This is a genomic window from Microbacterium sp. cf046 (genome assembly GCF_900114345.1).
GTDB lineage: Bacteria > Actinomycetota > Actinomycetes > Actinomycetales > Microbacteriaceae > Microbacterium.
In genome coordinates this window covers 244,019-269,137 of the sequence record NZ_FOZJ01000003.1, presented here as the reverse complement: position 1 = coordinate 269,137, position 25,119 = coordinate 244,019, and the positions used below count along the sequence as shown (strand labels likewise).

General features: G+C 68.9%; 27 protein-coding genes. 17 read left to right on the top strand and 10 right to left on the bottom strand.

Annotated elements, in window-relative coordinates:
- Nucleotides 1-21: 21 nt before the first annotated feature.
- On the bottom strand, nucleotides 22-759 hold the full coding sequence (locus BM349_RS13770) for a FadR/GntR family transcriptional regulator (RefSeq protein WP_091707495.1): 738 nt from the start codon (nucleotides 757-759) through the stop codon (nucleotides 22-24).
- 141 nt (nucleotides 760-900) lie between these two features.
- Here BM349_RS13770 and BM349_RS13765 point away from each other — a divergent pair, with 141 nt between their 5' ends.
- From BM349_RS13765 to BM349_RS13730, 8 genes are all read left to right on the top strand, one after another.
- Nucleotides 901-2,622 carry a dihydroxyacetone kinase family protein gene (locus BM349_RS13765; protein ID WP_091707494.1) on the top strand — a complete coding sequence of 574 codons (1,722 nt, stop codon included), beginning with the start codon at nucleotides 901-903 and terminating at the stop codon, nucleotides 2,620-2,622.
- A 1-nt stretch (nucleotide 2,623) separates the two neighbouring features.
- Complete coding sequence (locus tag BM349_RS13760) at nucleotides 2,624-3,094, top strand: ribose-5-phosphate isomerase (RefSeq protein ID WP_091707493.1); 471 nt, start codon at nucleotides 2,624-2,626, stop codon at nucleotides 3,092-3,094.
- On the top strand, nucleotides 3,094-4,011 hold the full coding sequence (locus tag BM349_RS13755; RefSeq protein ID WP_091707492.1) for a triose-phosphate isomerase family protein: 918 nt from the start codon (nucleotides 3,094-3,096) through the stop codon (nucleotides 4,009-4,011). Before BM349_RS13760 ends, BM349_RS13755 begins: the two co-directional genes overlap by 1 nt.
- Nucleotides 4,008-4,802 (top strand): sugar phosphate isomerase/epimerase family protein, encoded by a 795-nt coding sequence (locus tag BM349_RS13750; protein WP_091707491.1) that lies wholly within the window; start codon nucleotides 4,008-4,010, stop codon nucleotides 4,800-4,802. Before BM349_RS13755 ends, BM349_RS13750 begins: the two co-directional genes overlap by 4 nt.
- On the top strand, nucleotides 4,799-5,662 hold the full coding sequence (locus tag BM349_RS13745) for a phosphogluconate dehydrogenase C-terminal domain-containing protein (RefSeq protein ID WP_368086678.1): 864 nt from the start codon (nucleotides 4,799-4,801) through the stop codon (nucleotides 5,660-5,662). The genes BM349_RS13750 and BM349_RS13745 overlap by 4 nt, the downstream gene beginning before the upstream one ends.
- Before the next feature lie 11 nt (nucleotides 5,663-5,673).
- Nucleotides 5,674-6,429, top strand: coding sequence for an SDR family NAD(P)-dependent oxidoreductase (locus tag BM349_RS13740; RefSeq protein ID WP_091707490.1), 756 nt, complete (start codon nucleotides 5,674-5,676; stop codon nucleotides 6,427-6,429).
- Nucleotides 6,430-6,445: 16 nt separating this feature from the next.
- Nucleotides 6,446-8,170: a D-apionate lactonase family protein gene (locus BM349_RS13735; protein ID WP_091707489.1), complete on the top strand. Its 1,725-nt coding sequence runs from the start codon at nucleotides 6,446-6,448 to the stop codon at nucleotides 8,168-8,170.
- 72 nt (nucleotides 8,171-8,242) lie between these two features.
- The gene (locus BM349_RS13730) at nucleotides 8,243-9,100 is read left to right on the top strand and encodes a hypothetical protein (RefSeq protein WP_091707488.1); all 858 of its coding nucleotides are present in this window, start codon (nucleotides 8,243-8,245) and stop codon (nucleotides 9,098-9,100) included.
- 7 nt (nucleotides 9,101-9,107) lie between these two features.
- On the opposite strand, the gene BM349_RS13725 is transcribed toward BM349_RS13730, so the two are convergent.
- Together BM349_RS13725 and BM349_RS13720 are read right to left on the bottom strand one after the other, a co-directional pair.
- Nucleotides 9,108-9,911, bottom strand: coding sequence for a class I SAM-dependent methyltransferase (locus BM349_RS13725; RefSeq protein ID WP_091707487.1), 804 nt, complete (start codon nucleotides 9,909-9,911; stop codon nucleotides 9,108-9,110).
- Between the two features lie 96 nt (nucleotides 9,912-10,007).
- A complete protein-coding gene (locus tag BM349_RS13720; RefSeq protein WP_091707486.1) occupies nucleotides 10,008-10,517 on the bottom strand; it encodes a methyltransferase family protein in 510 nt (169 codons plus the stop codon).
- Nucleotides 10,518-10,598: 81 nt separating this feature from the next.
- Between BM349_RS13720 and merB the strand changes: the two genes are divergently transcribed.
- Nucleotides 10,599-11,267 (top strand): organomercurial lyase, encoded by a 669-nt coding sequence (gene merB, locus BM349_RS13715; RefSeq protein WP_091707485.1) that lies wholly within the window; start codon nucleotides 10,599-10,601, stop codon nucleotides 11,265-11,267.
- A gap of 51 nt (nucleotides 11,268-11,318) precedes the next feature.
- Here merB and BM349_RS13710 read toward each other — a convergent pair whose 3' ends face one another.
- Both BM349_RS13710 and BM349_RS13705 read right to left on the bottom strand, forming a co-directional pair.
- On the bottom strand, nucleotides 11,319-12,188 hold the full coding sequence (locus BM349_RS13710; RefSeq protein WP_091707484.1) for an SAM-dependent methyltransferase: 870 nt from the start codon (nucleotides 12,186-12,188) through the stop codon (nucleotides 11,319-11,321).
- A gap of 15 nt (nucleotides 12,189-12,203) precedes the next feature.
- Nucleotides 12,204-13,577 (bottom strand): pyridine nucleotide-disulfide oxidoreductase, encoded by a 1,374-nt coding sequence (locus BM349_RS13705; protein WP_091707483.1) that lies wholly within the window; start codon nucleotides 13,575-13,577, stop codon nucleotides 12,204-12,206.
- A 15-nt stretch (nucleotides 13,578-13,592) separates the two neighbouring features.
- Here BM349_RS13705 and BM349_RS13700 point away from each other — a divergent pair, with 15 nt between their 5' ends.
- The gene (locus BM349_RS13700; RefSeq protein WP_091707482.1) at nucleotides 13,593-13,835 is read left to right on the top strand and encodes a GNAT family N-acetyltransferase; all 243 of its coding nucleotides are present in this window, start codon (nucleotides 13,593-13,595) and stop codon (nucleotides 13,833-13,835) included.
- A 27-nt stretch (nucleotides 13,836-13,862) separates the two neighbouring features.
- On the opposite strand, the gene BM349_RS13695 is transcribed toward BM349_RS13700, so the two are convergent.
- Nucleotides 13,863-14,705 carry a YhjD/YihY/BrkB family envelope integrity protein gene (locus BM349_RS13695; protein ID WP_091707481.1) on the bottom strand — a complete coding sequence of 281 codons (843 nt, stop codon included), beginning with the start codon at nucleotides 14,703-14,705 and terminating at the stop codon, nucleotides 13,863-13,865.
- Between the two features lie 89 nt (nucleotides 14,706-14,794).
- On the bottom strand, nucleotides 14,795-15,592 hold the full coding sequence (locus tag BM349_RS13690; RefSeq protein WP_175525307.1) for a bestrophin-like domain: 798 nt from the start codon (nucleotides 15,590-15,592) through the stop codon (nucleotides 14,795-14,797).
- 213 nt (nucleotides 15,593-15,805) lie between these two features.
- On the opposite strand from BM349_RS13690, the gene BM349_RS13685 reads away from it, so the two are divergent.
- The gene (locus BM349_RS13685) at nucleotides 15,806-16,261 is read left to right on the top strand and encodes a GNAT family N-acetyltransferase (RefSeq protein ID WP_091707479.1); all 456 of its coding nucleotides are present in this window, start codon (nucleotides 15,806-15,808) and stop codon (nucleotides 16,259-16,261) included.
- An 8-nt stretch (nucleotides 16,262-16,269) separates the two neighbouring features.
- On the opposite strand, the gene BM349_RS13680 is transcribed toward BM349_RS13685, so the two are convergent.
- Nucleotides 16,270-16,836: a dihydrofolate reductase family protein gene (locus tag BM349_RS13680; protein ID WP_091709304.1), complete on the bottom strand. Its 567-nt coding sequence runs from the start codon at nucleotides 16,834-16,836 to the stop codon at nucleotides 16,270-16,272.
- Nucleotides 16,837-16,981: 145 nt separating this feature from the next.
- On the opposite strand from BM349_RS13680, the gene BM349_RS13675 reads away from it, so the two are divergent.
- Complete coding sequence (locus tag BM349_RS13675; protein WP_175525306.1) at nucleotides 16,982-17,374, top strand: DUF5684 domain-containing protein; 393 nt, start codon at nucleotides 16,982-16,984, stop codon at nucleotides 17,372-17,374.
- Between the two features lie 91 nt (nucleotides 17,375-17,465).
- Here the strand turns inward: BM349_RS13675 and BM349_RS13670 are convergent, their stop codons facing one another.
- Nucleotides 17,466-18,473: a LacI family DNA-binding transcriptional regulator gene (locus BM349_RS13670; protein WP_091707478.1), complete on the bottom strand. Its 1,008-nt coding sequence runs from the start codon at nucleotides 18,471-18,473 to the stop codon at nucleotides 17,466-17,468.
- Nucleotides 18,470-19,519 carry a LacI family DNA-binding transcriptional regulator gene (locus BM349_RS13665; protein ID WP_175525305.1) on the bottom strand — a complete coding sequence of 350 codons (1,050 nt, stop codon included), beginning with the start codon at nucleotides 19,517-19,519 and terminating at the stop codon, nucleotides 18,470-18,472. Before BM349_RS13665 ends, BM349_RS13670 begins: the two co-directional genes overlap by 4 nt.
- 101 nt (nucleotides 19,520-19,620) lie before the next feature.
- Here BM349_RS13665 and BM349_RS13660 point away from each other — a divergent pair, with 101 nt between their 5' ends.
- The 5 genes from BM349_RS13660 (at nucleotide 19,621) to BM349_RS13640 (ending at nucleotide 25,107) form a co-directional block, all read left to right on the top strand.
- The gene (locus tag BM349_RS13660; RefSeq protein WP_091707476.1) at nucleotides 19,621-20,886 is read left to right on the top strand and encodes an MGH1-like glycoside hydrolase domain-containing protein; all 1,266 of its coding nucleotides are present in this window, start codon (nucleotides 19,621-19,623) and stop codon (nucleotides 20,884-20,886) included.
- A gap of 126 nt (nucleotides 20,887-21,012) precedes the next feature.
- Nucleotides 21,013-22,332, top strand: coding sequence for an ABC transporter substrate-binding protein (locus BM349_RS13655; protein ID WP_091707475.1), 1,320 nt, complete (start codon nucleotides 21,013-21,015; stop codon nucleotides 22,330-22,332).
- Between the two features lie 96 nt (nucleotides 22,333-22,428).
- Nucleotides 22,429-23,310 carry a carbohydrate ABC transporter permease gene (locus BM349_RS13650; protein WP_091707474.1) on the top strand — a complete coding sequence of 294 codons (882 nt, stop codon included), beginning with the start codon at nucleotides 22,429-22,431 and terminating at the stop codon, nucleotides 23,308-23,310.
- A 14-nt stretch (nucleotides 23,311-23,324) separates the two neighbouring features.
- Nucleotides 23,325-24,233, top strand: coding sequence for a carbohydrate ABC transporter permease (locus tag BM349_RS13645; RefSeq protein ID WP_091707473.1), 909 nt, complete (start codon nucleotides 23,325-23,327; stop codon nucleotides 24,231-24,233).
- A gap of 55 nt (nucleotides 24,234-24,288) precedes the next feature.
- A complete protein-coding gene (locus tag BM349_RS13640; RefSeq protein WP_254773908.1) occupies nucleotides 24,289-25,107 on the top strand; it encodes an NAD-dependent epimerase/dehydratase family protein in 819 nt (272 codons plus the stop codon).
- Nucleotides 25,108-25,119: the final 12 nt, after the last annotated feature.

The following is a 25,119-nucleotide window of genomic DNA, read 5'->3' as shown; positions in this document are numbered from 1 at the left end:
CGAGCGAGCTTTCGGCCGACGCTACCGTGCGGCGTCGGCGGACAGACGCCGGGATGCCGTCGCCATGTGCACGGCCATCGCGGATGCCGCCGCATCCTCGTCTCCGCGAACGACCGCCTGGTACACGGCGTCGTGCTCGTCGATGGCGACCGCCGCCGCCGCCTGGTCGTGCACCGCCCGGTCGGCATAGACCTGCAGCAGCGACCGGACCACCTGCAGGAGGTCGACCAGCATGTCATTGCCCGCCGCCCGCCCGAGGGCGAGGTGGAACTCGAGGTCGGCGCGGGCGAATGCCTTGAGATTGTCGATGTTCGCCGACATGCGCTCGAGCTGCGTCGATACCTTCTGCAGTTCGGCGGCGTCGCCGCGACCTGCCGCCAGGCGGGCGACGTAGATCTCCAGCCCGGAGCGCAGTTCGAGCAGCTGCGCGGTGTTGCGCTCGCCGATCAGGAGGCCCCACCGAAGTGTCTGCGGCAGAAGCTCGCTCGCGTTGCCCCGCAGGTAGGTGCCCGACCCGGGCCGCACGTCCACGATTCCGAGGATCTCGAGCGCGGCGAGCGCTTCGCGCACCGCCGAGCGACCCACTCCGAGCGTGCTGGCGAGCTGTCGCTCGGGAGGAAGCCTCGTGCCCGGGGCGATCGAGCCGCTGGTGAACAGGTCGAGCAGACGGCGGGCCACCTCGGAGACGGGCGTACCGCTCGGCAGCGCGCTGAGCGCGGCCGAGATCTCGTCCGATCGATCTCCGGGGTAGGCGGGCATGGGGACAACCTACCGCTCCGCGCCCGGAATTGCACTTGCAATTGGTCAACCGGTTTGTCACAATAGGCGGACGAGCACCATGGCTCGCCATCAGTGCGAGCGACACACCGCCGTCTGCGGCGAGCGAAACCAGGAGACACGATGACGAGACTCTGGAACGACCCGGCGGACTTCGCCGACGAGATGATCGCAGGCTTCGTCGCGGCGAACGAGCGCTACGTCCGCCGCGTCACGGGCGGGGTCGTGCGCAGCACCGTCGTCCCGCAGGGCCAGGTCGCGGTCGTGGTCGGCGGAGGGTCGGGGCACTACCCGGCGTTCGGCGGACTGGTCGGTCAGGGCCTCGCACACGGGGCCGCGATGGGCAACCTCTTCGCGTCGCCGTCGACGCAGCAGATCCACGCGGTCGCGTCCGCGGCCGAGCGCGGGGGCGGCGTCTTCTTCTCCTACGGAAACTACGCCGGCGACGTGCTCAACTTCGATGCCGCGCAGGAGCGCCTGCGCGCCGACGGCATCCCGTGCGACACGGTCGCGGTGACCGACGACATCTTCAGCGCGTCCCCCGCCGAGAAGCACAAGAGGCGCGGCATCGCCGGCGACCTCACAGTCTTCCGGGTCGCGGCGGCTGCCGCCGAGGCCGGCTACGACCTTGCGGGTGTGACCCGGGTCGCCGGGCTCGCGAACGAGCGCACGCGCTCCTTCGGCGTCGCCTTCACCGGCTGCACGCTGCCCGGCGCGGAGCAGCCGCTGTTCTCGGTGCCGGACGGGCGCATGGCGATCGGTCTCGGCATCCACGGCGAACCCGGAATCGACGAGACCGGCATCCCCACCGCCGACGGTCTCGCGGAGCTGCTCGTCTCCCGCCTGCTGGACGAGGTGCCCGAGGGCGTCGACGTGTCGGGCGCACGCGTGGTGCCGATCCTCAACGGCCTCGGCTCGCTCAAGTACGAGGAGATGTTCGTCGTGTACCGGCGCATCGCCGAGCTCCTCGGCGCGGCGGGCGTGGAGATCATCGATCCGCACGTCGGCGAGTACTGCACGAGCTTCGACATGGCAGGCACCTCGCTGACCCTCTTCTGGCCGGATGCCGAGCTCGAGGCCCTGTGGGACACGCCGGTGGACACCCCGGCGTATCGTCGCGGCTCGGTGGTCGCGGCGGCACAGGCGGATGCCTCGGCCGATGCGGACCTCGCCGCCGAGGCGATCCCCCCGTCCGACGAGGCATCGCGCGCGATCGCCGCGACTGTCGCGCAGGCCGTCGAGACCATCGCCGCGACGGTCGATGCGCATGTGGACGAGCTCGGCCGCCTGGACTCGATCGCGGGCGACGGCGACCACGGCATCGGCATGCAGCGCGGATCGCACGCCGCGCGCGACGCGGCGATCGCCGCACGGGATGCCGGAGCCGGCGCCCAGACCGTCCTGGCCCGCGCCGCCGATGCCTGGTCGGACCGCGCCGGCGGCACCTCGGGTGCGCTGTGGGGGCTCATCCTGGCGAGCCTCGCCGGCAAGCTCGGCGACGTGGGCTCGCCGTCCTCCGCCGATGTGGCGAGCGGCGTCGCCGCCGGCGTGCAGTCGGTCATGACCTACGGCAAGGCGGAAGTCGGCGACAAGACCCTCGTCGACGCGCTCGTCCCGTTCAGCGTCGAGCTCACGCACGGCATCGACTCCGGCGCCTCCCTCGCCGCGGCCTGGGCCACCGCGGCGGACGCGGCGACCCGTGCCGCCGCATCCACCGCGGACCTGCTCCCCCGGATGGGCCGCGCCCGTCCGCACGCCGAGAAGTCGCTCGGCACCCCGGACCCGGGCGCTCACTCGCTCGCCCTCATCGCGACGGCCGTCGGCGCCGTCCTCGAAAGGAACTGACATGACGGAAGCACTGCGGATCGTGATCGGCAGCGACGACGCCGGATTCGACTACAAGGAGATCCTCAAGCGGGACCTCGAGGGCGACCCAGGAGTCGCATCGCTCGTCGATGTGGGCGTGGATGCCGACGGACACACCGCGTACCCGCGCGTCGCGATCGCCGCGGCCGAGCTCGTCGCATCCGGCGAAGCGGACCGCGCGCTGCTGATCTGCGGCACCGGCCTGGGCGTCGCGATCGCCGCGAACAAGGTCGCCGGCATCCGCGCGGTCACCGCGCACGACAGCTATTCGGTGGAGCGGGGCGTCCTCTCCAACGACGCGCAGGTGCTCACGATGGGTCAGCGCGTCGTCGGCATCGAGCTCGCCCGCCGCCTCGTGCGCGAGTGGCTGACCTACCGGTTCGACCCGACATCGGCATCCGCCGAGAAGGTCGCCGTCATCGGCGAATACGAGAGCACCGGCAGCTGCTGATGCCGCACGCACTGGTGGGCGTGAGCCTCAAGATGTACTTCGGTCATCGCGAGGCTCTGGAGTGGTTCGAGCGGGTCGCCGGACTCGTGCGCGAACACCCCGCCGTCAGCTCGGGCGAGGTCGGCTTCTTCGTGATCCCGACCTACCCCCAGCTGCTGCCCGCCATCGCCGCATTCGCCGGCACCCCCGTGCGGATCGGCGCACAGGACGTCGCCACCGAGGACAGCGGGCCGTACACCGGTGAGGTGAGTGCCGTCGAACTCGCCGAGATCGGCGTGACCGTCGCCGAGATCGGCCACGCCGAGCGCCGGAGGCTGTTCGGCGAGACCGATGAGGTGACCGCCGCGAAAGCGGCAGCCGCCCTGCGCAACGGCATCACGCCGGTCCTCTGCATCGGCGAGGCTGAGCGGCTCGACGCGCAGGATGCCGCCGCGGCGACCGTCGCGCAGCTCGAGCGCGATCTCATCGGCGCGCCCACCGGCGCGGTGATCGTGGCGTACGAGCCCGTCTGGGCGATCGGAGCTCCGGCCCCGGCGCCGGGCGCGCACATCAGCGAAGTCACGCTGGCCCTTCGCGCGGCGCTGAACGCCGACCCGGCCCGCTCCGGAAGCTCCGTGATCTACGGCGGCTCCGCGGGACCCGGCCTGCTCACCGAGCTCGGCCACACGGTGGACGGTCTGTTCCTCGGTCGGTTCGCCCACGATCCCGACGCGCTGGCCGCTGTCCTCGACGAGGCCGCGGCTCTGGCCGCCTCGCACCCTCGCCGAACCCACATGCTCGCCGCGAACCCATCCGCTCCTGGCCCTGGGAACGCAGGGGTTCGCGGCGAGAGCATGGGTTCGGCGGAGGACGCCAAGGCGGACGGCACCGAGGCGGAGGACACCCACGCGGCGGACACCCGAGAGGACAGCGCGTGATCGGGCTCGGAACGTACGCGTTCTTCTGGCAGCACTCCGACCGGGTCGATGATCCCCTGTCGCTCATCGGCGCGCTCGAGGCCACGCGCGCGCTCGATGTCGACCTGTTCCAGATCTGCGACTACGCGCCCCTCGAACTCATGAGCGATGCAGAGCTGCAGGATGCCGCATCCGCCGCACGCGATCTCGGCCTCACGGTCGAACTCGGCACGAAGGGCATCGACCCCGAGCACCTCAGGCGGTTCCTCGTGCTCGCCGAGGTGTTCGACGCGCGGCTGGTCCGCAGCATGCTCTACGGCCCCGACTCGCGCCCGACGCTCGCGGAAGCGGAGGATCAGCTCCGCGCCGCACTCCCGGGGTTCGAGGCCGCCGACGTCACCCTCGCCCTGGAGACCTACGAGCAGATCGCGACGGCCGACCTCGTGAGCCTCGTGGACTCCTTCGGCAGCCCGCAGCTGGGCATCTGCCTCGACCCCGGCAATGTCGTCGCGCGGCTCGAGCGTCCGCGCGACGCCGTCGAGCTCACCGCCCCGCTCGTCGCGAACGTGCACGTGAAGGACTTCGCGTTCGCACGCCAGGACGGCTGGGTCGGCTTCACCTACTCCGGCGCCCCGATGGGCACCGGCCTGCACGACTACCCCCACCTGCTCGAGACCGTCCGCCCGCGTGAGCGCGCCGTCAACGAGATCGTCGAGCACTGGCTGCCCTGGCAGGGCGATGCCGAGACCACCATCCGAACCGAGCGGGACTGGACCCGCACCACCATCGAATACCTCAGGAGCACACTGTGACCGACGCCACTCAGACCTACAAGATCGCCGTCATCGGCGCGGGCGGAAAGATGGGCATGCGGGTGTCCGACAACCTCGTCAAGACCGCGCATGAGGCCTTCTTCGTCGAGAACTCGCCCGCCGGCCAGCAGCGCACCCGCGATGCCGGGCGCGAGCTGACGGATGCCGCGACCGCGGTCGGCGACGCCGACATCGTGGTCTTCGCGGTGCCCGACCTGGCGCTCGGCCCGGTGACCGCCGACCTGGTGCCGCAGATGAAGCCCGGCTCGATCGCGCTGACGCTCGATCCTGCCGCGGCCTACGCGGGGCTGCTGACCGACCGCGACGACGTCATCCGCGCCGTGGCCCACCCGTGCCACCCGTCCATCTTCCTGCAGCGCACGACGCCCGAGGAGTACGCCGACACGTTCGGCGGCATCGCCGCTGCGCAGGACGCGATCGCCGCCGTCGAGTCCGACGACCCGGCTAAGGCCGCGATCGTCGAGGCGACGGTCCGTGCGATCTACGCCCCCGTGATCGACGTGCACTTCGTCACGATCAAGCAGCTCGCCCAGCTCGAGCCCACCCTCGTTGAGACGGTCGCGTGCATGATCGGCGCGCTGCTGAACGAGGCCTTGGACGAGGCCATCCACACGATGGGAGTGCCGGAAGCGGCGGCCCGCAGCATCCTGTACGGTCACACGCAGGTGGCACTGGCCAACGGACTGCGCGGCGACAACCCGTTCAGCGACGCCTGCCTGATCGCGATGGACTATGGGCGCGAGAGCATCATCAAGGAAGACTGGAAGAAGATCTTCCGCGACGACGAGCTCGACAAGAATCTCGCGCGGATGCTGCACCTCGATCACATCGAGCGCTGAGAGGATCCCGCATGAGCAGGCTCGAAGGAAAGACGGCGCTCATCACCGGCGCCGGCACCGGGATCGGCCGAGCCGTCGCCGAGCGGTTCGCCCGCGAGGGCGCGCGGGTCGTGATCGCCGACCGCGATGCCGCTGCGGCTTCTGACGCGGTGGCCGCGATCGGCGGGAACGCCCGCGCGGCCATCATGGACATCTCCGATGAGGCCTCGGTGGAGGCGGCGTTCGGCCTGCTGAGCGCTGAGGGCTGGGCTCCGGACGTCGTCGTGGCCAACGCCGGTGTGCAGCTGTTCGGGCACGATGCCGCCGCCGCCGACCTCGATCTGGAGGTCTGGAAGCGCACGATCGACATCAACCTCACCGGCACCTTCCTCACGGTGAAGCACGCTGTGCGCAGCATGCTCGCCACGGGCGGCGGGTCGATCATCCTGACCGGAAGCCCCACAGGTCTGAACGGCGAGGGCAGGGACTTCACGGCGTACAGCGCCTCGAAGGCCGGCATCCACGGTCTCGCACGCACCGTCGCGTCGGCATATGCCGATCGCGGCATCCGTGTGAACACCGTCGTCCCGGGCTACACCGAGACGTCGCTGGTCACGGCGATCTCATCGGATCCCGACTCGCGCGCGGCGATCATCGGCCGCATCCCGCTCGGGCGAGCGGGATCCCCAGCGGACGTCGAGGGCATCATGGTGTTCCTCGCGAGCGACGACGCCGGATTCGCCACCGGCTCGCTGTTCGCGGTCGACGGCGGGATGACGACCCTGTGAACCGCTTCGGCTGATCATGGCGTGGTCCACCGAGTCCCGCACGTGGCGGAGCGGCCCCTGGTCGCTCCAGCTGCGCGATGACGAGTTCGCCGACATCGCGTTCGAGGGCCGTGTCGTGCTGCGCTCGGTGCGCGCCGTCGTGCGCGATCGCAACTGGGACACGGCCCGCCTCGTCCTCGACCGCGTGAAGGATTCGGGCGCCACGCTGACGCTCCACGTCCGATCGGACGGCCTCGGGTCGAGTTTCAGCGGGATCGTGCGAGTGGAGGCGCGGGGTGCGGCGCGCCTGGTCGTCCTCACCGATCTCGAGGCCGAGGGCCCGTTCTCGACGAACCGGACTGGTCTCGTCGTGCTGCATCCGCCCCGCCTCGCGGGCACGGCGCTGCGCGTCACGCACTCCGACGGTTCGGTCGAGGAGTCGTCGTTCCCACGCGCGATCAGTCCGCATCAGCCGGTCTTGGACATCGCGGGCCTGGCGTGGCTCGACGAGGGATCCGAAGTCGCAGTCGGCTTCGACGGCGACGTGTTCGAGATGGAGGATCAGCGCAACTGGTCGGATGCGTCGTACAAGACCTACAGCCGGCCGCTCGGACTGCCGTTCCCCTACGACGTCGCCGCCGCCGAACGCGTGCGTCAGAGCGTACGGATCGACGTGCGCGAGGTCGCGGCATCCGCTTCGTCCGCCGACTCGGACCTGATCCACCTGCACGCGGCCGGCCCGGTGTTCGAACTCGCCATCGGCGCCGCGACCGCACCGGGCCCGGACCCGACCGGCGCGACCACGGCCGGCGCCGTGCTCGTCGAGGTCGATCTGCGGACACCGAACTGGCGCGCCGCCCTGTCGCGCGCGGCCGGCTCCGGCTCTCCACTGGATGTGCGCGTGGTCGCATCGGCCGATGCTCCCTACGACGCACTGGCCGAGGCGGTGCGCGCGCTCGCCAGCACACCGGGAGTCAAGCGCATCGGCGTCTTCGAAGCCGACCTGCACGTCACCGATGCAGCGGTGCTGAGTGCCCTGCGCCAGGCGCTGGATCGCGCGGGCGTCACGACTTCGGTCATCGGCGGTTCTCGTGCCCACTTCACCGAGCTCAATCGTGAATGGGCGATCGTCCCGCGCGAGCTCGACGGCATCGCCTTCAGCACCACTCCTCTGTTCCACTCGCTCGGCACCGAGCAGCTGGTCGAATCGGTCGCGGTGCAGCGCACCATCGCGCTGCAGGCGGTCGAGCTGGCGGGCGGGATGCCGGTGCACATCGGGCCGGTCACCCTGCGTCCGCGCTACAACGACGTCGCGACCACTCCCCAGCCGCTGCCCACCGGAACAGATCTGTCGGGCGGCTACGGCGCGGAGTACACCGGCGCTGCGGACCCGCGCCAGTCCGCGCCCGAGCTCGCGGCGTGGACGATCGCAAGCGCGGCAGCTCTCGCGGTGCCGGGGGTGGCGAGCATCGCCTACTTCGAACAGTGGGGCGAACGCGGCATCCGCTCCTCGGCGGGTGAGCCGTTCGACGTCGCGGAGGCGATCGAGGCGCTCGCAGCGCTCGGGGGGCCTGGGGCGGAGCTGCTCTGGGGCGACAGCCCGGACGGCCTGCTGTGGGCCGTCGGCTCACGACGCCAGGGCGGCGATGCGGTCCTGGTCGCGAATCTCGACATCCGCCCGCGCGAGGTGACGCTCGTGATCGATGGCGGATCCGCACCGGTGGTCGTCCCGCTGGAGCCTTTCTCCTTCGCGCGGCGCTGACGATCGGAGCAGCCCTGCCGTCGCGGGCCGACCGGTCGTATGCTGACCACGACGTCGAGAGGGGATGCTGCGATGGAGGTCGTGATCGCTGAGGAGCGCATCCTCGTGCTCGCCGACCGCTTCAGTCTCGATCACGCCGAGGGGCGCGCGTGGTCACGGCGAGCTGATGCGTTCGGCACCGGCGCGAAGCTCGGAGGCCTGCTCAATCGCGCCACGTCCGAGGATTACGAGTGCATCTATCGCGAACGCCGACTGCAGCCGTTCTGGCGTCTGCATGTCACGACGGTCGCCGAATACGAGCGCACCCGCAATTACGCCGTGCCGGTCGCCCCGAGCGTGCGCAGCGTGCAGATCGGCGAGCAGACCCTGCCCGTCGACCAGGGTCGCATCGTGCTGTCGGGCCTGGAGACCTGCCTCGATGAGACTGCGCGGGATGTTCTGTTCGACGGCCTGACCCGCGCCGAGACCCCCGCACTGAACGTGTACGACAGCTTCGCGAGTTCGCTTGCGGATGCCGCCACCCTGGCCGCGGAGACCGAATCCGGCACCGTCGTGGTTCCGCCGGACGCGAAGGCGTCGATGCTCGTCCGCGAGGTGATGGCGAGCGCGATCGGGAGGATCGACGCAGACCGCGTGCTCGAGGAACGGGTAACGGTCGATCTCGTCGACCTGGTCTATCGGCCGGTGTACGCGTTTCGCTATCGTCACGGCGGCAAGGAGGCCGTGATCGAGTTCGACGGACTGACCGGGAACACCCGGCCCGACGGCGCCACCTTCGAGCAGTACCTGGGCAAGATCCTCGAGCCGAAGTTCCTCCTCGATGTGGGCGTCGAGGCGGTGAACATCTTCGTGCCTGGCACGCAGCTCGTCCGCATCGTCGTCGAGCAGGGCGCGAAGCACATCGCGGCGCAGCGGAGTCCGGAAGCCTGAGCCGTCGTCAGCGCCGTACGGTGCCGGTCAGGACGCTGACGCACACGTGCTCTTCGACGTTCGTGCGCGGTGCGAGCGCGGCCCGCACCCGGCTCTCGAAGGAGCGACGTCGAACCGGATCAGCGACGTCGACATTCGACATCGCGGAGAACAGGCTGCCGACGAGGGCTTCCATCTCCAGCATTGCGTCGTATTCGACGACGATGTCGCGGGTGGTATGGCCGGCGGTCTCCATCGCACGCCGGTATCCGCTCCGCGCGTCCGCGTCGGTGCCGCAGGACGAGACAAGCGGGCGGCCGGTCCACTCCTCGAGCACCGACCGGAGTGTGCGCGACCAGTCGGAGTCCTGCAGCCACAGCGGGGCGCCGTTGGTCACCACGGCCACGCCTCCGCCGTCCCTCACGATACGACGCGCCGTTGCGAACAGCGCCCCATGGTCCATCCAGTGAATGGCGGTCGCAGCGGTGACCGCGGCGATGGGTCCGTCCTCGATCTGCGCCGCGATCGCGGCCAGGTCGCTGTCGAACCCCTGCATCCACGACACGTTGCCCACGCCCTGCAGATGCGCGGCCTCGGCCGCGAGCTCCAGCATGTCGGGTTCGGGATCGACCCCGATCGCCGTGCGCACTCGCGCTGCCAGAGGCAGAGTGAGCTGACCGGTGCCGCATCCGAGGTCGACGACGACATCAGAGGCATCCAGTCCGAACGCCTCCGTCAGGGCGTCGAAGACGGCGGGCGGATAGCCCCGCCGGAACCGCGAATAGAACTCCGCGACCTCGCCGGAGAAGCCCCGCAGCTCGTTCCCCGACATGTCACCATCGTGGGACGCGCGGCCGCATCGCGCCACCGCTTCTGCTGACGGCGGATCCCGCGATCAGCGGTCGCCGACCTCGTCGGGGCGCGACGCTCAGTCGGGGGCCGTCCAGGGACGCACTCTGGGGATCCATCCGCGCACGTTCCGCCGGTACTCGCGGTACTCGTCGCCGTACTCGAGTTCGAGCGTCGGCTCCTCGTAGGTGCGCACGAACAGCAGCACGGCGCCGAAGACGAGCGCGGCGTAGAAGACCGTCGCCCAGCTCGCGAACAGCAGCGCCTGCCCGAGGATGATCGCGAGCACCGCGAGATACATCGGATTCCGCACGTATCGGTACGGGCCGACGACCACGAGGTGGGCCGTGGGCGCCGGAGGTGCGGGGGTGCCGTCGGCGCGGGCGAAGCGGATGAACGCGTTCAGCAGCACGACGATCCCGCTCAGGATCATCACGGACGCGACGATCACGACCGGCCACACCGCTTCGCCGGTCCACGGGATCAGCCAGCGCGTGATCAACCAGGGGATCAGCCCGGCCACGACTCCGGGCGCGAGAAGCAGGAAGCCGATCGTGCCGAGCCAGGCTCGCAGGCGTACGTGACTCATGCGCAGAGCGTAGCGCCGTGGTCCGGGCGGCGGCTCGACGGTACCGTGGACGCGGACGACGCATGCCGAAGGAGGACGCTCATGGCAGTCTCGAGCGCGGCCGAGCTGGTCAGGGTGAGCCTGTACCGGCATCTCGCCGAAACCGGATCATCCCTCTCCGCCGCTGAACTCGCAGAACTCCTGGACATGTCCGAGTCTGATGTGCTCGCCGCGATGGCGGAGCTCGCCCAGGCGCACCACCTCGTCCTCGACGGCGCGGAGGTGGTTCTGGCGCACCCGTTCGCCACGCGGTCCTTCCGGTTCTCGGTCATGGGACCGCGGACGCTCTGGTGGGGCGGGTGCGCGTGGGATGCCTTCGCCATCCCGAACCTCGTGCCCGATGCACCCTCGGTCCTGGTGGCGACGACCTGTCCGGCATGCGGCACGCCGCACGCGTGGACCGTCACGAACGAAGGCCCTCCCGACGGCGATCAGGTCGCCCACTTCCTCGTCCCGACGAGCAAGATCTGGCCCGACGCGGCTCACGCGTGCCAGAACCAGCAGATCTTCTGCTCCGAGGCGTGCGTCGAGGACTGGCTCGCCCGCACCGGGAACGATCGCGGGTATGTGATGTCCCTGACGACGCTCTGGAACCTCGCCGCGCACTGGTACGAGGGCCGTCTGGACACTCCCTACGAGCGCCGGGAACCCGTGCTCGCGGCCGACTACTTCCGCAGTGTCGGACTCTCCGGACCGTTCTGGGGCCCCTGACGCTGGGGAGCGATCAGAGCCGCCCTGATTCCGGGATCATCGGTGGCGCCCTCAGTCTCTCGGCGGCCGTTGCGCGATCACGAACCCGCCTCGGCCCTTCGAATCTGCCGGCGAACCGGCGCTGAGCGGTCGCCGATATCGACGCTCCAGGTCGGCGACGGTCAGGTCCGAAACGACCCAACCCGCCGCGCTGAGCATTGCGGCGGGATCGGGCGGGCTCGTGAGCGCGAGGACCTCGTCCATCGGCATCCCGGTCGCGAGTGCGAGCTCCCGGAGTCGCTCGCGGGTCTCGGGCGTGTCCTCGAGGGCCGGCGCACGCTCGATCACGGCGGCGGAACCCGGTGCGGAGAGGTGGATGACGTCATCGAGCACCGACGCCTGATCGTGTGCGCTCAGATACGGCAGAAGCCCTTCGAGCACCCAGTGCGTCGGCTGGGACGGGATGAAGCCCTGGGCGACGATCGTCGCGGCCCACGGAGCCGTCACGTCCGCTGCGACGGCGACACGCCGGCAGCCGAGCCGGGCGTCGCAGGAGGCGAGCACCGAGTCGACCAGAGCGATGACCTCGGCCGAGTCGAGTTCGAAGACCGTGGTCCCCTCCGGCCAGTCCAGCCGCCACGCGCGTGTGTCCAGCCCGCTGCCGAGAGTGACGACCTGCGGCAGCGGATCGGCGAGCAGCCGGTCGTCGATGAACCTCGTGCGCAGCCCGATGTACGACGCCCCAAGCAGCATCGACCGGTCCCAGGCTGGGAGCGAGGCAGGCTCGGACGGCCACTCGGTCGGGAAGGGCGTCTGCACTCCCGATCGCTCGACGAGCGCCGCAGCCCACGGGTCGGTCACCAGCGAATCGGGCCGGCTCGCCTCCAGCGCCCGGGCGGCGGCGACCGCGACCGAGGTCACACCCACGCCCTCGACAGCCACCCGGTCATTCTCGCATCACGTGCGGCCGGCGAACTCGGCGAGGCGGGCACGCCCGGCGCCGATCGACTCCCTCAGGCGCGCCGTCGCTGTCAGTACCGCGGGATCGTCGACGCGATCGAGCGGGATGCGGGCCGGATTGAGCGTCGTGCTGTTCGACCAGTCGCGCAGGTCGGTCTCCTTCGACATCGCGATGGACGCATCCCCGCCGATCGTCTGCATGCTCGCCCAATCGGCCGGGGTGTTCGCATACGGCGACGGCCGGCAGACCCGGTTCTTCTCGGCATCGTCATCGCGTACGGCTTCGACGTGGCCCGCGAGGGCTGCACCGAAGCACGGGAACCCGACGCGGACGGGTTGCGGAGTGATCGCCTCGGGGGTCCAGATCGGCCGCAGGCCGGGATACTTGAGGCCCTCGGCCGCGCAGTGCACGACGAGCGCGTCTGCGGGGATGCGCACGTCGCCGTCCGCGAAGACGAGCCGGCTGCCCGCCACGGCGAGCAGGTGTCCCCGGCGGATGACGTCGTCGATCGTGCGGACGAGCTCGAGCTCCCACGTCGCGAGCGTGGGGGTCTTCGCCATGGTCGGCGTCACCGCTCGATCGATCCGCAGCATGATGCCGGCATCCTCCATCCGGAGGAAGGCGTCGTCGGGGCTGGTCGCTCCGGCGGCCGCGACCATCGTGTCGGCTGCCATCCCGAGGAAGATCGCGGGGTCGGGCTGCACCACCGCGCGGTTGAGCAGCCACGCGTCGCGCGGTCGCACCCAGGTGATCGCGTTCGGCGAGACGCCGTTCTGCAGCAGCCACACGCACGTGTCGATCGCCGTCTTGCCCGCGCCGACGATGACATACCGCTCCGGGGCGTTGGTGATGCGGACGAGCTCGTTGACCGGCAGGACTCTGGCCGCGTCCTCGATCACGAACGGCGGGGGCGTGAGGGCGGGGATGTCGGGCGACAGGTATCGCGCGTCGACCACGCGCGCCCGCGGCGCGTGGAACCGGATGCCGCTCAGTGTCGACACGAATCGTCGATCGCCGAGATACTCGCACCGGCCGTGGAACACGACCCGACCTGTCGAGGTGAGCCGCGCGAGGACGCGGGCGTAGTAGTCGCACACCTCGGCCGCGGGAGCCCGCTCGTGGAGCCCGCGCTCGGGTCCGTCGGTCTGGATCCGTCCACCGCCGAGCAGCGTCGAGGCGACCCCGTAGAAGGCGGAGGCCTGGTGAAGGCGCACGAATCCATAGGCGTCGAGCCAGTGGCCGCCCGCGCCGTAGCGCCGGTCGACGATGGCCACGGACACGTCCGCCGCCGCCGTGAGCGCGTCGACGAACGCCATGCCCATCGCGCCCGCCCCGACGACCAGATAGTCGACGTCTGCGATCGCCTCCATGCGCTCATCAGAGCAGTGGCCGTCGTCCGCGTCAATGGTCCTTCGCGCGCGACTATCAGCATCCGGGCAGCGCAGACGGCACGCGCGATCGTGGAATGGGCGACCGACGCGGGATGCCCACGACTGTGGGCGCAGGTCTGGGACTGGAATGTCTCCTCGCGTCGGGTGCTCGCGAAGCTCGGGTTCCGCGAGCTGCGCCCGATCGGGCCCGGCTCGACCCATGGCCGGAGCCTGCTCACCGTGCGCGATGCCCGTTGACATCGCCGCAGGCCGGGTCGACCGAGCTCAGGCCCGGACATCCGCGGGGTGACGACGCCATGCCTGCCCGGTGTAGGTGAGGTAGACGACTCGACCGATCGTCGTCGCGATGAGCAGGATGCAGGCGAGTACGAGCAGCCAGCCGATGTAGGTGAACGCCATGCCGAGAACGCCGAACCGGGTCGCCGAGTCGGCGAGCAGGGGAGGAAGGAAGGACTTGCCGACCAGGCCCGCCACCGAGAACCCGATTCCGGCGAGCACGCAGCCGGGAAGCAGCTGCTGCAGACTGACGCGGCGGTTGACGACGATCCACGACGTCAGCCACCACAGCCCGCTCCAGAGCACGACCTCGATGATGAACTCCACCACCGCAACCAGGCCCCCGCCGACCACGAGAATGCGAGCCGACACGACGAGTCCGAGACCGGCGACGACCGCCGCGAGGGCCACGAGCCAGCGCCACGCGAACTTGATGCTCACCGACGGCGTGCGCCAGATCGTGCGAAGGCTGCGCTCCAGGGCACGCGCGAAGGACGTCGCCGCGATGACGAGGAGGATCAGGCCGATCACTCCCGTAGCCCTCAGTTCCTGCGCTCCCCCCGGCAGTGACTTCTCGAGGATGTCGGCAGTGGGAACATCCAGTCCGAGGTGCTCGGCGAAGATCGGTCCGGTCTGAGGATCGAGTCGCGAACGCAGCGCGCCCGCGACGATGAGGATCGGCAGAATCGAGGTGAACACGTGCGCCGCGATCGTCATGCCGCGGTCGATCAGCGAGATGCTGGCGAGATCTCGGGCGACGCGCAACGCGAACCGGCCGGGCGCGGACGAGACACCGGCCCTCACCAGGCTGTTCGCCGTCCAACGAGTCATGGCGCACCTCACGCGAACGTGATCGGACCGGACGACGCCGCCCGATTCAGTGCGAGGCTAACACCCGCAGAATCGCCGCCGGCGGCGATTCACGGGCCGCCGTCCATCAGGTCGATCTGATCCGTGACGCGCTCGAACGCGCCTGGACCGATGAAGATCGATCCCTGATAGGGCAGGTCCATGTCTGCGGTGGCGAACATCACGAGTCCGATGAACAGCGCGAGCATGCCGGCCATGACCAGATGCAATCGACGGCTCTTCACGATGATGAGCCCGATCAGCACTGCATTCACCGCTGCCCCGACCCAGATCGCGACCCAGAACAGCAGGGGCAGCTCGAGCGTTGTCGCGTCGATGCGGACGCGACGGGTCTCGACGAAGTCGTCGAAGGTGGCCAGGAGCTGCTGGAACTCGGCGAGCTGCTGCAACCCTTCGGGCTCGTAATCGTGGATCTCCTCTTCGAGCTGGTTCACGAGCAGGAGGCTGCCGTCGGGGAGATCCCCCCGTCGCTGATCCGGCCAGTCCTCCTCGATCACGACCCGCAGGTACTCCTTGATCGTCTCCTGCACCGGTTCCGCGACCTCCTCGGGCAGGCCGGTGGTGCCGCGGTAGAGCGCGGTGATCTGCCCCGCCTCGTGAAGCGCCGCCTCCCGGGTGTCCGCATAGTTCTCGTACACCGACACGGCCACCAGTGCGAGCAGGATTCCGAAGAACACACCGAAGGTCCCGATGACATGGCCGAGCACCCTGTCCCACTGCTCCGTGTCATCGACGATCCTGCGGACGACCGGCCGCAGGCCCACCACGATGAGGCACGACGCGAGCACGAAGCCACCGACGAACAGGGGCAGCGAGACCGCCAACGGGAGACCGGTGAACCAGAGCACGTGAGATCCCTCCTGATCGATGGGCGGCAACGGCGAACTGCGCGATCGCGAGCATCAGCCTAGGGATCGGGCGGGTGCAAGGAGAAGCCGTAACAAGAAATTCACGAGCTGATCCGCGAAAACCGGCCCACCTTGGCGAAAACGGCCGGGTGTGCAGCGATGGTTCGGCCCACCCCGGGCGATGTCGTGGTGCCGATTGCTACCCTTCCCGGCATGGAGATCCGCCAGGCCCGCGTGGACGACCTGGCCGATGTGGCCGTCGTGTGCGACGCGAGCGCCCGGGCGCGCTGGACCGAGCGGATGCTCAGTCCGAACGAGGATCGCGTGGCCCTCGTGGCGGTCACGGGAGGTGTCGTCGTCGGCGCCGCGAAGACCCACTTCCACGGCGAGCCCGATGGCGAGGCCCCCGCGGGTCACTATCTGGGCGGGCTCGTCGTGGCACCGGGCTTCCGCCGACGCGGCGTCGGGAGCAGCCTGACGATCGCGAGACTGGACTGGATCTGGGCGCGAGCCGGCCGGGTCTGCTACTTCACAGACGAGACCAACGTCGCGTCGATCCGGATGCATGAAGCGCTGGGGTTCCGGCTCCTGGGCAGGTTCCCACAGATCCGCGGAGTGACCGCGGACGAGCCGGATGCCGCGATGCTCCTCTTCGAGGCGGTTCGCTGACGCGCCACTCAGCGGATCCGGTAGCGGAGGTGGGTCACACCGCCCTCGCCCGGCAGGACCCGCAGGCGTTCGAGCTGGCGCTGCTCCGCGCCGAGGTGCTCGAACAGTCGGCGTCCCTCGCCGAGCAGAACGGGGATGAGGTGGATCTCGAGCTCGTCGAGCAGCCCCGCCGAGATCGCGCGCTGCGCCGTGCTCGCGCCGTGCACGAGCACGTCCTTCTCGCCGGCGGCGCTGCGGGCGTCCCGGAACGCCGCGTGGATGTCGTTCGTGTAGGTGACCGAGTGCATGCTGCCCGCCCACTCGGGGGCGGGCCGACGGCTGAGCACCCAGATCGGCACGCCGTCGTGATGGTCGCCGTGCCATCCGTCGGCGGGCTCGAACGTGCCGCGACCGGCGACGACGGCTCCGGTGGACATGAACTCGTCGATGACCCGGTTGTTCACGCCCCCCTCCGGCGGGAACACCCACTCGTGGAGCCGGTCACCACCGTCGCCGAGGCCGTTCTCATCGGTCTCGTTCGGGCCCGCGATGAAGCCGTCGACCGACATCGACATGTACAGGACCGTGCTGCCCATGTGCCGTTCCACCTCCTCGAATCGCGCATGCGAGCGGCCGCCCGCCTGCACGCGCCGCCGTGGCGGCAATCGGAAGGATCTGCAACCGCCGCGCGCCGCGTCATCATGTCAACTCAACCACGCACCCCACCCCTATGCTGAGCGCATGATCGCACTCACTTCCATCACCGACCAGGCAAGCGTCTCGTCGCTCTCGACGACGTACAGCGTCATCGGGCTCATCGTCTACATCATCACCGTCATCGCCCTGTGGCGGGTCTTCTCGAAGGCCGGCTACCCCGGGTGGCTGGCCATCATCCCGATCGTCAACCTCTTCGTGCTCGTCAAGATCGGCGGTTACTCCGCCTGGATGGGCCTGCTCTACCTCATCCCGATCGTCAACGTCATCTTCCACATCTTCGTCTCGCTGCGCGTGGGCAAGGGATTCGGCAAGGGCGCCGGATTCTCGATCTTCCTGCTGTGGCTCTTCTCGTTCATCGGCTACCTCATCCTCGGATTCGGCTCGGCTGACTACGACAAGGCGCGCATCACGGCGTAATTCCGTCTCAGGGCGCGCACGGTCGAGGCCGTGCGCGCCCTTTTCCATGCGCGAGGCGATCTCGCAGACGACACCGGTCCGAGTGGACGTGCTACACGGCCGGCGCGGTGGAGGCGCGAACCACGAGCTCAGGCTCGAAGACCACCTGCTGAGCATCGCCGTCCGGGTCGTCGATCTCCGACAGCAGGATCCGCAGCGCCGTCTCGCCCATCAGTTGGCTCGGCTGACGAATCGAGGACAGCGGCACGACCGCCGCGGATGCGAAGTCGATGTCGTCGAAGCCGATGATCGCGATCTCCTCCGGCACGCGGATGCCGTGACCGGCGAGCCCCTGCAGCACGCCCATCGCGACGAGGTCGTTCGCCGCGAAGATCGCATCCGGCCGGTCCTCTGGTGCTCGTGCGGCGATCAGCTCTCCGGTCGCTCGTCCGTCGGCGACGCTCGCGGCCGGGGTCGGCACGGTCTCCCACGTGACACCCGCCGCCGCCTCGACGGCGCGGCGCGCGCCCGCCTCACGGTCGACGATCTGACGGATGTCGAAGGGGCCCCCGGTGAACAGGATCCACCGCCGGCCGGTCTGGATCAGGTGCTCCGCCGCCAGCCTGCCGCCCATCTCGTCGTCGAGGCTCACCGAGCTGAAGAGCTCGTCCTCGCTGCGACGGTCCACCAGCACCGCCGGCGTGCCGCGCTCGCGGAGGCGTCGCAGTTGGGGGCCGACCTCGCGGTACGGGGAGATCAGGATGCCGCGCACGCGCTGCTCTTCGAACAGGTCGAGGTACCCGGCCTCGCGCTCGACATCCTCGTCGCTGTTGCCCAGGATGACCGACAGACCGTGCCTGGCCGCCTCGCTCTCGGCGCCGCGCGCGAGATCGGTGAAGAACGGGTTCCTGACATCGAGCACCACGAGCCCCACCGTCGAGCTGCGGCCGACGCGAAGCTGACGAGCGGCGTCGTTGCGCACATAGCCCAGTTCCTCGATCGCCTCTCGCACCCTCCGGACCGCATCCGGCGACACCTTCTCGCGATGGTTCAGCACGTTCGAGACGGTGCCGACCGACACGCCTGCGCGCTCGGCGACATCGCGGATGTTCGCCGTCATCGGGCGACGAACCCGAGCGTGCTGGACCGTGCGACGAGCTCGGGTTTGAAGACCCGGTGGCGCGCGGTTGAGGACTTGTCCTCGATGACGTCGAACAGCAGGTCGACCACCGCGACTCCGAACCCCTCGTGGCGACCGCGGACCGTGCTGAGCGGGATGATCGACGCCTCCGCGAACTCGTTGTCGTCGTACCCGACCAGCGCGAGCTCCTCGGGGACCCGCACCCCGCCTGCCACCAGGGTCTGCAGCATCCCGAGCGCGAGCAGGTCGTTCACGGCGAACACACCGTCCGGTCGCTGATCTGCGGGACGGGCCAGCAGCGCCGCGGCCACCTCTCGACCGCCGCGGATCGTGCGGTCCGGCTCGTTGATCACCTCGAGGGTGACTGCGCCGCCGGCGGCGCTGACCGCTTCACTGGCACCGGCCAGACGGTCGGCCACCTGCGGAATGCCCAGCGGACCTCCGACGAAGGCGATGCGGCGGCATCCGACGCTCAGCAGATGATCCATCGCCTGGCGGCCGCCGTCGACATCATCCAGCGAGACGGAGGCCTGCTCGTGCGAGCGGGCCGCCTGCCCGACCAGCACGGAGGGCGTGCCGCGACTGCGCACCGCCGCCAGACGGTCTTCGATCGGAAGGTGGGACGAGACGATGAGCCCGCGCACCTGGTGCTGCTCGAAGACCCGGAGGTAGGCATCCTCGCGTTCCCTGCTGCGGTGCGAGTTGGCCAGGAACACGCTCACCCCGAAGTCGGAGGCGCGCCGCTCCACGCTCTCGGCGATCTCGGCGAAGTACGGGTTGCTCACGTCGGGGGCGATGTAGCCGATCACCGTGCTGATTCCCATCCGCAGCTGCCGACCCGCGTTGCTGGGGATGAAGCCGAGGGTCTCGATCGAGACGCGGATGCGGTCGGCCTTCTCGGAGGAGACCTTGTCGGGATGGTTCAGGTAGTGCGAGACCGTGCCGACCGCGACGCCGGCGTGCGCGGCGACCTCGCGAATCCCGACCCTGGCCATCCCCATGCCTTCCCGCGCAGCGATGCGCATTGAACATGACTGTACAACAGGACCGGATGCCGCACGGTGGCGCATCGGAACGTTTCAATGCCAGACTGTGATCGCCGTCCCGTCCCACCAGAGGAGCAAAGATGCTGGAGCGCTGGAAGCGCCTGCTCGAAGATGACATCCGCCAGTCCTGCGAGCAGATGATGCGCGAGCCGGCTGGAATCCTGACCCATCCGTACACGGTGCCGAGCACGCCGGACTCGCCCTACTACTCGTCCGCGCTGTGGGACTGGGACTCGTGGTTCATCAGCGCGGTGCTCGGTCAGGTCGAAGCGGACACGGACCGCAGAGGCAGGTTCTTCGCGTACGAAGAGGGCTGCATCCTGAACTTCCTCGATCACACCGACGCCGACGGGGTCATGCCGATCCAGCTGAAGCCGGACGGACCGCTGACGCATCGCGATGCCGGCAGGACGGGCGACTTCTCCGAGAACATGCACAAGCCGGTGCTCGCGCAGCACGCAGCGATGATCGCGCAGCGCCGCGGCGATGTGGAGTGGCTCGCCGCCCACATCGACACGCTCGGCCTGTTCCTCAGCCGCTACCTCGAGAGCCATGTGCACGACGAGACCGGCCTGGCGTACTGGCAGACCGACTTCGCCGTGGGGGTCGACAACGACCCGTCGGTCTACTACCGGCCCGAGAAGAGCACCGCCTCGATCTACCTCAACTGCCTGCTCTACCGCGAGCTGCTCGCCTACGGCTACCTGCTCGAGGAGTCGGGCCGCCAGGTGGAGGCGAACCGCTGGCGCGGCCGCACGCAGAACCTCGCCGATGCCGTGAACACGTACTGCTGGGACGAGCGGGACGGCACGTTCTACAGCGTCGATCTGAATCTGCGCCCGATCGACGAGGACGACTGGCTGCACAGCGGGGCGCCGCGCCGCTGGTCGTCGCTGCTGCTGCGCATCGACAACTGGTCGAGCTTCCTGCCGCTGTGGGCGGGCTTCGCCTCTCAGGAGCAGGCCGAGCGGATGCGGCAGCGGTACCTGGATCCGCGAACCTTCAACGCGACCTACGGCGTGCGCACGCTGTCCCGCCTCGAGAAGATGTACGACCTGCGGGCATCGAACAACCCGTCGAACTGGCTCGGGCCGATCTGGGGGATCAGCAACTACCTCGTCTTCCGGGGGCTGCTCAAGTACGGTTTCGCCGACGACGCGAGGGAGCTCGCCGAGAAGACCGTGCGGCTGTTCGGGCAGGACATGGACGCCAACGGCTGTCTCCACGAGTACTACCACCCGGACAGCGGGGAGCCGATCATGACCAAGGGCTTCCAGAACTGGAACTTCCTCGTGCTGAACATGATCGCCCACCTGGACGGCCGACCCATGGTCACGGAGTTCTGACATCCGAGCGCGCGCTCGTGCGTTACCGAATTGTGACGTTTCAAATCACTTGACAGCCGCAGAGCGTCTGACCTAACATCCCAATTGAAACGTCTCAACGCAGACGCCACATTTCAAGGAGGAAACGTGTCCACAGCAACATCGCGGCGTCTTCGGAAGCCGCTCCTCAGCACCCTCGCCCTTGCCGGCGCCGGTGTGCTCATCCTCGCCGGCTGCTCCGGCGGCGGCAGTGACGGCGGCGGCTCGGCCGAAGACCCGGCGACGCTCGAGTTCCTCAAGAACGCCGAGAACACCACGACCGAGCCGATTCTCCAGGCGCTCGCAGACGGCGTCTGCTCCGACCAGGAGGAGGCCATGCCGCTCGAGATCAACTCGATCCCCCAGGCCGACCTCGACGCCCAGGTGCAGCTGCTGGCCACGCAGGACGGCCTGCCCCCCATGTTCTCGGCCGGCGGCAACCCGGCGGAGGGCGCGAAGCTCTGGGATGCCGGGTACCTGCTCGACTTCGACAAGGCGCTCACCGACCTCGACGTGCGCGACAAGGTCTCCGACGGCGCGGTCTCGACGATCGAGAAGCTGTACGGCGGCGCGTTCAACTTCCTGCCCTTCCAGTACAACATCGAGGGCATCTTCTACAACAAGGCGATCTTCGAGGAGAACGGCTGGGCCGTTCCCGAGACGTGGGACGACCTGCTGACCGTGGCGGCCGAGGCGAAGGCCGCCGGCCTCACCCCGTTCGCCGCATCCGGCGAGCAGGGCTGGCCCCTGACGCGCCTCGTCAGCGGCTACCTGTTCCGCACCCTCGGCGCCGACGCGCTGCAGAAGGTCGCCGACGGTGACGCGAAGCTCACCGACCCCGACTACGTCGCAGCCGCTCAGGCGATCGCCGACCTCGGTGCTCAGGGCTACTTCGGTGACAACGTCGCATCCCTGGACTACGACGCCGCCAGCAACGAGTTCCTCACCGGCAAGGCCGCGATGATCTACATGGGCAGCTGGCTGCTCGGCAACATCAACAGCGACGCGAACCAGATCGGCGCCGACAACGTCGGCTTCATGCCCTTCCCCGCCGTCGACGGCGGTGCGGGCTCGATCGAGGAGTACCCGTCCAACGTCGGTCTGCCCGCCACCTTCGGCGCGAAGACCTACAGCCCGGGTGTCGGCGACTGGCTGAAGTGCATCACCGAGAACTACGGCAACGAGGCGCTCAAGCAGGGCCAGATCACCGGGTTCGTCGCGGATGACACGAGCATCGCGCTGCCCGCGATCTCGCAGACGATCAAGGACACGATCGACACGTCGACCGACAGCGTGCTGTGGTTCGAGGCGCTGTTCAACGCCAAGGCGAGCAGCATCTCATCGACGAACGCGGCGCTGCTGGTGACCGGTCAGATGACTCCCGAGGAGTTCATGACCGCCGTCCAGGACGCGCTCGACGAAGGCTGATCCGCAGACGCCCCGGTGCACCTGGACACGGGTGCACCGGGGCGTCATCCTTCTGTCCAGAGACCCCACCGCTCACGCTCTCGAAAGGGCGCCCTCATGAAGTCCGTCCTCGGCGACCGCAAGGCGATCACCCTCCTGCTGACACCCGCGCTGGTGGTCTACACCCTCATCATCCTCGTGCCGGTCGCGTGGTCGTTCGGATTGACCTTCTTCAGCGGCAGCGCGCTCGAGGGGTTCGAGTTCGTCGGCCTGGAGAACTTCACTCGTCTGTTCTCGGACCCCTACGTGTGGGACGCCTTCTGGTTCACGATCAAGTACGCGCTCCTGGTCACCCTCTTCCAGGTCGTGCTCGGCTACGGCCTCGCGCTCCTCTACAACTTCGTCCTGCGCAAGTCGTCGGTGCTCGTGCGGACGCTCGTGTTCTTCCCGGTCGTCCTTCCGACAGTGGCGATCGCCCTGCTGTACCAGAAGCTCTTCCAGTCGGCGCCTGTCGACGGCCTCGTCAACGAGCTCCTCGTCAACGTCGGCCTCTCGTCGGTGGACTGGCTCGGGGCCGGCACGACCGCGTTCGTGGTGATCGTGATCATGGACGTGTGGCGGTCCGTCGGGTTCTACGGCGTGCTCGTCTTCTCGGGACTGCTCGACATCCCCGACGAGATCATCGAGTCCGCGCGGATCGACGGTGCGAAGTCCTTCAAGCTCCTCCGCCACATCGTGCTGCCGATGTCACTGCCGATCCTGTTCGCGTCGTTCATCTTCAGCATCAACGGGACGATCAAGGTGTTCGACTCGGTCTTCGCCCTCACCGGCGGCGGCCCCGGCAACTCGACCACGCCGCTCACGCTGTACATGTACCGCACAGCGTTCCAATTCAGTGACTACGGATACGGGTCGACGATCGCACTCCTGCTGACCGTCATGTGCTTGGTCGTCACACTCGTCATCTTCCGATCGTCGCGTCGCGACCTGAGCGTCTGAAAGGGGGGAACGACATGACCACGACACTCGAGACCACAGCTGTCCACTCCCCGCGCGCCGTCGTCCCGCACTCGGGCGGGCCGGGCGCGGCATTCGTCCGGTTCCTCAAGCGGATTCCGGCGTGGCTCACGATCGCCTTCCTGATCACTGTAACGGCGTACCCGCTGTTCTGGATGTTCATCAACTCGCTCAAGTCCAACAGCGACTTCCTGAACAATCCGTCCTACGCGTTCCCCGAGGTCTGGCAGTGGTCCAACTACCCGCTCGCGTGGGAGACCGGCAACCTCGCCACGACGATCTCGAACTCGATCATCGTGACCGTGCCGTCGCTGGCCCTGATCGTGATCCTGGGCACCGCGGCCGGCTTCGCGCTCGAGATCCTCGTCTTCAAGGGTCGTGCCGGGATCCTGCTGCTCTTCCTCGCCGGAATCATGATCCCCGGCCAGATGATCGTGCTCCCGCTGTTCACCGCGTTCTTCCAGATCGGCATCACCGGCACGTACCTCCCGATGATCCTGATCTACACGGCCGGCGGTCTCCCGCTCACGGTGTTCATGATGGCCACGTACTTCCGCGCGATCCCGCGGGAGATCTTCGAGGCCTCGACACTCGACGGCGCCTCGATGATCCGGGCGTTCTTCTCGATCGGTCTGCCGATGATGCGCAACGCGGTGCTGACCGTCGCGATCGTGCAGTTCTTCCTCATCTGGAACGACCTGCTCATCGCGCTCATCTTCGGTGGGAAGAAGTCGCTCAACACGATCCAGGTGGGACTGCTCAACTTCTCCGGCGAGTACGGTGCGATCAACTACGGACCGCTGTTCGCCGCGATCTGCATAACGTCCGGCGGAATCCTGATCCTCTACCTGTTCCTGAACCAGCAGATCATGAAGGGCCTCGCGGCCGGAGCGGTCAAGGGCTGATGCGGCTGTGCGACATCGCGATGCCGGAAGGCGACGCGAGATCATGATCGTCGGAGTGACCGGCAGCGACGGCAAGCTCGGCCGGGCGACGGTGCAGCGCCTGCGCGCCGGCGGCCACACCGTCACGGGCTTCGACCTGCAGGGCCCCGCCGGGGTGGGGTTCACGCGCGTCGATCTGGCCGACTACGGACAGACGCTCGACGCATTCCTCGGCGTGACAGCTCGCCACGGCGGACTGGACGCCATCGTGCACCTCGCCGCAGTGCCGGTCAACGGACTCGTCCCCGACGTGACCACGTTCGAGAACAACGTGACCGCTTCGTTCCACGTGCTCTTCGCCGCGCATCGCGCGGGCATCCGCACGATCGTCAGCGCGAGCAGCATCACCGCGATGGGCTTCCCCTTCGACGTCGCGCCGCCGTTCCTGCCGCTGGATGAGACCCACACCGCCGCGTACAACACGTACGGCCTCGGGAAGGTCGTCGAGGAGGCGATGGCCGCTCAGCTGGCAGGCTGGACGCCAGGGTCCTCGATCACCGCCCTCCGGTTCACGAACGTGGTCGCCGAGGACGAGTACGCGACGTTCGACCGCGCGAGCGAGCCCGACTACCGCCGTGACCTGCTCGGGTCGTGGATCGACGCCCGCGACGGTGCGGAGGCGGTGGCCCTCGCGCTCGAGCACGCGCGCCCGGGCTTCGAGGTCTACAACGTGGCGGCACCCGATTCGGGCAACGCGGCGCCGTCGCGCGAGGTCGCGAACCGCTGGTTTCCGGACACGCCCCTCGCGGACGATCTCGGCGAGCACGAGTCGCTGATCTCGACCCACAAGATCCGGCAGCGGCTGGGATTCAGCGCCCGCCACAGTTGGTGCTGAGGCGCACCATGA

Coding starts and splice junctions, on each gene's coding strand:
- BM349_RS13740 (WP_091707490.1), top strand. CDS start 5,674: ATGAGCAGGCTCGAAGGAAAGACGGCGCTCATCACCGGCGCCGGCACC.
- BM349_RS13735 (WP_091707489.1), top strand. CDS start 6,446: ATGGCGTGGTCCACCGAGTCCCGCACGTGGCGGAGCGGCCCCTGGTCG.
- BM349_RS13760 (WP_091707493.1), top strand. CDS start 2,624: ATGACGGAAGCACTGCGGATCGTGATCGGCAGCGACGACGCCGGATTC.
- BM349_RS13765 (WP_091707494.1), top strand. CDS start 901: ATGACGAGACTCTGGAACGACCCGGCGGACTTCGCCGACGAGATGATC.
- BM349_RS13755 (WP_091707492.1), top strand. CDS start 3,094: ATGCCGCACGCACTGGTGGGCGTGAGCCTCAAGATGTACTTCGGTCAT.
- BM349_RS13670 (WP_091707478.1), bottom strand. CDS start 18,473: ATGACGGCGAACATCCGCGATGTCGCCGAGCGCGCAGGCGTGTCGGTC.
- BM349_RS13660 (WP_091707476.1), top strand. CDS start 19,621: ATGCTGGAGCGCTGGAAGCGCCTGCTCGAAGATGACATCCGCCAGTCC.
- BM349_RS13645 (WP_091707473.1), top strand. CDS start 23,325: ATGACCACGACACTCGAGACCACAGCTGTCCACTCCCCGCGCGCCGTC.
- merB (WP_091707485.1), top strand. CDS start 10,599: ATGGCAGTCTCGAGCGCGGCCGAGCTGGTCAGGGTGAGCCTGTACCGG.
- BM349_RS13650 (WP_091707474.1), top strand. CDS start 22,429: ATGAAGTCCGTCCTCGGCGACCGCAAGGCGATCACCCTCCTGCTGACA.
- BM349_RS13685 (WP_091707479.1), top strand. CDS start 15,806: ATGGAGATCCGCCAGGCCCGCGTGGACGACCTGGCCGATGTGGCCGTC.
- BM349_RS13675 (WP_175525306.1), top strand. CDS start 16,982: ATGATCGCACTCACTTCCATCACCGACCAGGCAAGCGTCTCGTCGCTC.
- BM349_RS13730 (WP_091707488.1), top strand. CDS start 8,243: ATGGAGGTCGTGATCGCTGAGGAGCGCATCCTCGTGCTCGCCGACCGC.
- BM349_RS13705 (WP_091707483.1), bottom strand. CDS start 13,577: ATGGAGGCGATCGCAGACGTCGACTATCTGGTCGTCGGGGCGGGCGCG.
- BM349_RS13695 (WP_091707481.1), bottom strand. CDS start 14,705: ATGACTCGTTGGACGGCGAACAGCCTGGTGAGGGCCGGTGTCTCGTCC.
- BM349_RS13725 (WP_091707487.1), bottom strand. CDS start 9,911: ATGTCGGGGAACGAGCTGCGGGGCTTCTCCGGCGAGGTCGCGGAGTTC.
- BM349_RS13770 (WP_091707495.1), bottom strand. CDS start 759: ATGCCCGCCTACCCCGGAGATCGATCGGACGAGATCTCGGCCGCGCTC.
- BM349_RS13720 (WP_091707486.1), bottom strand. CDS start 10,517: ATGAGTCACGTACGCCTGCGAGCCTGGCTCGGCACGATCGGCTTCCTG.
- BM349_RS13665 (WP_175525305.1), bottom strand. CDS start 19,519: ATGCGCATCGCTGCGCGGGAAGGCATGGGGATGGCCAGGGTCGGGATT.
- BM349_RS13680 (WP_091709304.1), bottom strand. CDS start 16,836: ATGGGCAGCACGGTCCTGTACATGTCGATGTCGGTCGACGGCTTCATC.